At 78.9% G+C, this 1411-nt stretch carries 1 protein-coding gene; it reads right to left on the bottom strand.

Annotated features, from left to right (window positions below):
- Positions 1-1411: polyketide synthase dehydratase domain-containing protein (locus tag AE652_RS45875; protein WP_049661150.1), on the bottom strand; the 1411-nt coding region annotated here is incomplete at both ends.

Genomic DNA, 1411 nt, shown 5'->3' with positions numbered 1-1411 from the left:
CTCGGCCGCCGGGCCGCGCCGGCTGGTCAGCAGCAGGTGCCGGGCGCCGTGGGCGGCGACCAGGTGGCGGGCGGTCAGCTCGCCCAGGCCGCCGATCGCGCCGGTGACCAGGACGGTCCCGGAGACGTCCAGCGGGACCTGCTCACCAGCACCCGGCTTCCCGGCAGCGGTCGGCGCCTTGGCCAGGCGCGGGGCGAGCAGGGCGCCCCGCCGGACGGCCAGCTGCGGCTCGGTGTCCACCGGCAGGGCGGCCAGCGGCAGTTCACCGCCGTCGTGGTCGACCAGGACCAGCCGGTCCGGGTTCTCCGACTGCGCGGAGCGGACCAGGCCCCACACGGCGGCCAGGACCGGATCGGGCGCACCCTCCCCGGTGGCGACCGCGCCGCGGGTCAGCACGGCCAGCCGGGCCTCGGCGAACCGCGGGTCCACCAGCCACTCCTGGACGAGGCGCAGCACCCGTACGGTCGTCGCGCCGACCGCGGCGGCCAGCTCGTCCGTCGCCTCGGACCCCTGGTGCGGGGCGAGTTCCACCGCGACCACGTCGGGCACGGCCGCGCCGGCGTCCACCGCCGAGCCCAGCTCGGCCAGGGCGGCCAGGCAGTCCGTGCGGTCGGTGCCGTCCGTGCGGTCGGCGCTGTCGGTGCGGTCGGTGCTGTCGGTGCCGAGGAGCGTCCAGGAGCGGGCGGCCGGGTCGCCGGCCGGCACCGGCAGCCACTCGATCCGCAGCAGCGACTCGCGCACGGCCCGGTCGGCGGTGCGCAGCCGCTCGGCGGAGACGGGCCGCAGCAGCAGCGAGTCCACCGAGGCGACGGGCGCGCCGCCGAGGTCCGCGACGGTCAGCGACAGGGTCTCCGGAGCCGTCCGGGCCAGCCGGACGCGCAGCGCGGTCGCGCCGCTCGCGTGCAGCCGGATCCCGCCCCAGGAGAAGGCGAGCCTGCCCTGCTCGGCGTCCGGCACCAGGCCCATCGCGTGCAGGGCGGCGTCCAGCAGCGCCGGGTGCAGCCCGTAGCGGGCGGCCGCGGCCTGCTCGGTGGCGGGCAGGGCGACCTCGGCGTAGACCTGGTCGCCGTGCTGCCAGGCGGCTCGCAGGCCCTGGAAGGCCGGGCCGTAGTCCACCCCGGCGTCGGCGAGCCGCTGGTAGGCGTCGGTGACGTCCAGCGGGGTCGCGCCGGCCGGCGGCCAGGCGGTGAGGTCCACGGCGGACTCGTCGGCTGCCGCGTCGGTGGCCGCGGCGAGCGTGCCCGAGGCGTGCCGGGTCCACGGCTCGTCCTCGGCGGCGTCGGCCGGGCGGGAGTCGATCCGCAGCGGACGGAGGCCGTCCTGCTCCGCGCCGACCAGGACCTGGAGCCGGACCCCGCCGCGCTCGGGCAGGACCAGCGGGGCTTCCAGGGTGAGTTCGTCGAGGCGGCCG

The organism is Kitasatospora sp. MY 5-36 (assembly GCF_001182915.1).
GTDB lineage: Bacteria > Actinomycetota > Actinomycetes > Streptomycetales > Streptomycetaceae > Kitasatospora.
This window is presented reverse-complemented; position numbering and strand designations above follow the sequence as displayed.